At 73.0% G+C, this 3,780-nt stretch carries 3 protein-coding genes; 2 read left to right on the top strand and 1 reads right to left on the bottom strand.

Annotated features, from left to right (window positions below; translation table 11 throughout):
* Positions 1-1,017, bottom strand: a 1,017-nt coding sequence (locus ACYVE9_RS18770; RefSeq protein WP_461029044.1) for a ferrochelatase, incomplete at its 3' end; no start/stop codon positions are given.
* Positions 1,018-1,120: 103 nt separating this feature from the next.
* Between ACYVE9_RS18770 and ACYVE9_RS18775 the strand changes: the two genes are divergently transcribed.
* Positions 1,121-2,380, top strand: coding sequence for an MFS transporter (locus tag ACYVE9_RS18775; protein ID WP_461029045.1), 1,260 nt, complete (start codon positions 1,121-1,123; stop codon positions 2,378-2,380).
* Positions 2,331-3,659: a D-arabinono-1,4-lactone oxidase gene (locus ACYVE9_RS18780; protein WP_461029046.1), complete on the top strand. Its 1,329-nt coding sequence runs from the start codon at positions 2,331-2,333 to the stop codon at positions 3,657-3,659. Before ACYVE9_RS18775 ends, ACYVE9_RS18780 begins: the two co-directional genes overlap by 50 nt.
* Positions 3,660-3,780: the final 121 nt, after the last annotated feature.

Below are 3,780 nucleotides of genomic sequence, written 5' to 3' on the forward strand. Positions count from 1 at the left end.
CGCCTCGCCGCGTTCGGTCGCGGCACGTTCCAGGACGAGTTCGCGCACGGCCGCCGCGAACCGCGGGTCGGCGCCGACGGTCGCGGACCGCGCGACGGGCAGGCCCAGTTCGGCGGCCTTGGCCTTCGCCTCGGTGTCGAGGTCGTAGAGGACCTCCATGTGGTCCGAGACGAAGCCGATGGGCACCATCACGGCGGCGGCCGTTCCGTCACCGTGCAGCGTCTCCAGGTGGTCGCAGATGTCCGGTTCCAGCCACGGGATGTGCGGGGCGCCGCTTCGCGACTGGTAGACGAGGTCCCAGGCGTGGTCGACGCCGGTCCGCTCGCGCACCGCGGCGGCCACCTGGCGGGCGGCGTCGAGGTGCTGGGCGACGTAGGCGCCGCCGTCACCGTGCCCCTCGACGGGACCGGAGGTGTCGGCCGACGCGGTGGGGATGGAGTGCGTGGTGAACACCAGCCGGGCCCGGTCGCGCACCTCGGCGGGCAGCTCGTCGAGGGAGCGCAGCACACCGTCCGTCACCGGGTCCAGGAAGCCGGGGTGGTTGAAGTAGTGGCGCAGCTTGTCGACGCGCGGCAGCTGGTGCCCGGCCGGCAGCTCCTCCTCCAGGACGGCCAGCGACTCGGCGAGGTTCTCGCGGTACTGGCGGCACCCCGAGTACGAGGCGTACGCGCTGGTCGCCAGGACGAGGATGCGGCGGCGGCCGTCGCGGATCATCTCGCGCAGGGTGTCCGTCAGGTACGGGCCCCAGTTGCGGTTGCCCCAGTAGAGGGGGAGCTCCAGACCGTTCGCGGCGAAGTCCCGGCGCAGCGCGTCGAGCAGCGCGCGGTTCTGGTCGTTGATCGGGGAGACGCCGCCGAACAGGAAGTAGTGCTGCCCGACTTCCTCCAGCCGCTCCCTGGGGATGCCGCGTCCGCGGGTGACGTTCTCCAGGAAGGGCACCACGTCGTCGGGCCCCTCGGGGCCGCCGAAGGAGAGCAGCAGCAGCGAGTCATAGGGGTGCGGGTGTGCGTCGGACATGTCCTTGATCCTGCCATTCGAAATTGTCGGCGGCGGAGACGCCCCGCCCCGTAAGCTGTGCCGGGCCACATGTCCCTTACTGCTTGAGTCGAGTGAGTTCTCCGTGCCCAGTGCCTATCGCGGGCTCTTCGCCGCTCCCGGTACCCGCTCCTTCACCGCGGCCGGACTGATCGGACGCATGCCGATCGCCATGCTCGGCCTGGGTGTCGTCACCATGGTGTCCGAGCTGACCGGGGCCTACGCGCTCGCGGGTGCGCTCGCCGCCACGGTGGCGCTGTCCACGGCCGCGCTCGGCCCGCAGGTGTCCCGGCTGGTCGACCGGTACGGGCAGCGGCGGGTACTGCGTCCTGCGGCGCTGGTCGCCATCACGGCCGTCACCGCGCTGGTGCTCAGTACCCAGCTGGCGTGGCCGCGGTGGACGCTGTTCGCCTTCGCCGCGTTCGCCGGCTGCGTGCCCAGCCTCGGCTCGATGATCCGGGCGCGGTGGATCACCGTGCACCGGGACCACCCGGACCGGCTGCACGCGGCGTTCTCCTGGGAGTCGATCGTCGACGAACTGTGCTTCGTCTTCGGGCCGGTGCTGGCCATCGGCCTGTCCACCGCGTGGTTCCCGCAGGCCGGGCCGCTCGCCGCGGCCGTCTTCCTGGCCGTCGGCGTGTACTGGCTGACGTCCCAGCGGGCGACCGAGCCCGCGCCGCATCCCCGGGACAGCGGCTCACCCGGTTCCGCGCTGCGCACGCCCGGGCTGTGGATCCTGGTGCTGACGCTGGTGGCGGTCGGCGCGATCTTCGGGGCGGTGGACGTGGCCACGGTGGCGTTCGCCGAGGAGCAGCAGCGCAAGGCCGCCGCCAGCGCGCTGCTGGCCGTCTACGCGCTGGGCTCGTGTCTGGCCGGCGCCGCTTTCGGCCTGTTCCGTCCGCGCGGGCCGGCCACCCGCCGCTGGCTCGTCGGCGTGTGCGCGGTGGGCCTGAGTATGATCCCCCTCCAACTGGTCGGGAACCTGCCGTTCCTGGCCGTCGCGCTCTTCCTCGCGGGCATGACGATCGCCCCGACGATGGTCACCACGGTGGCCCTGGTCGGCGAGTTGGTCCCGCGGACCAAGCTCACCGAGGGCATGACCTGGGCGAGCACCGGCGTCGCGGTCGGAGTGGCGCTCGGCGCCTCGGTCACGGGCCGGGTGGTGGACCTGACGGGAGCCGCGGCGGCCTACGGGGTGCCCGCGGCCGCCGGGGCACTGGCGGTCGGGGCTGCGGTCCTCGGCCACCGCCGGCTGAAGCCTCAACCGGCGGCGGGGCGGCAGGAGGGGACAGCGAATGGTCGGCTTGAGCAGTCGCAGCGACCGCAGGAGCAACACCTGGCGTAACTGGGCCGGCAACACCGGTGCCCGACCGCTGCGCACGGTGGCGCCCTCGTCCACCGAGGCACTGGCGGAGGTGGTGCGCCGAGCCGCCGAGGACGGCCTGCCGGTCAAGGCCGTCGGCACCGGGCACTCGTTCACCTCGGTGGCCACGACCGGGGGTGTGCTGATCCGTCCGGAGCGGCTGAGCGGGGTCCGCGCCATCGACCGGGCCGCGGGCACGGTGACGGTGGCCGCCGGCACCCCGCTCAAGCAGCTGAACCAGGTGCTCGCCGGTGAGGGCCTCTCCCTCACCAACATGGGCGACATCATGGAACAGACCGTCTCCGGTGCGACCAGCACCGGCACGCACGGCACCGGACGGGAGTCGGCCTCGCTGGCCGCGCAGATCGTCGGCCTGGAGCTGGTGTGCGCCGACGGGTCTGTGCTGCGCTGCTCCCCCGAGGAGAACGCGGACGTGCTCGCGGGCGCCCGCGTCGGGCTCGGCGCCCTGGGGGTGATCACCGAGCTGACGTTCGCGGTCGAGCCGATGTTCTGGCTGCACGCCCGGGAGGAGCCGATGCGGTTCGCCGAGGTCGTCTCCCGCTTCGAGGAGTTCACCGCGGAGAACGAGCACTTCGAGTTCTACTGGTTCCCGCACACCGACACCTGCCACACCAAGCGCAACAACCGGTCCGCGGGCCCGGCCCGCCCGCTGCCGCCCGTGCGGGGCTGGGTGGACGACGAGCTGGTGGCGAACGGCGTCTTCCAGGCGGCCTGCTCGCTGGGCCGGGCACTGCCGTCGGTGGTGCCGACCGTCGCGCGGCTCTCCGGCCGGGTGCTGAGCGACCGCTCGTACACCGACATCCCGTACAAGGTGTTCACCAGTCCACGGCGGGTGCGGTTCCTGGAGATGGAGTTCGCGCTGCCGCGGGCCGCCGCTACCGCCGCGCTGACCGAGCTGCGGGCCATGATCGACCGCTCGGACCTGCGTATAGGTTTCCCGGTCGAGGTGCGCACCGCGCCCGCCGACGACATCCCGCTCTCCACCGCGAGCGGACGGGAGACGGCCTACCTGGCCATGCACGTCTACCGGGGCACCCCGCACGAGGCGTACTTCACGGCCGCCGAGCGCATCATGACCGCGCACGGCGGCCGTCCGCACTGGGGCAAGCTGCACAGCCGCGACGCGGAGTACCTGGCGGACGTCTATCCGCGGTTCGGCGAGTTCACCGCGCTGCGGGACCGCCTGGATCCGGACCGGTTGTTCCGCAACGACTACCTGCGCCGCGTGCTCGGCAGCTGACGGACCCCGGGAAGCCCGCTCCCGGGCGGGCTTCCCGGAACGGTCACTCGGCGGGTGCCTCCGCTCCGGCGGCACCGCCCGTGCCGGGCTGCTGTGCGCCGCCGCCGACCGCGGTGTCGCC

Source organism: Streptomyces sparsus, assembly GCF_054776295.1.

Bases quoted from the DNA above. Each gene is read 5' to 3' on its own strand.
- ACYVE9_RS18780 (WP_461029046.1), top strand. From the start codon at position 2,331: ATGGTCGGCTTGAGCAGTCGCAGCGACCGCAGGAGCAACACCTGGCGT.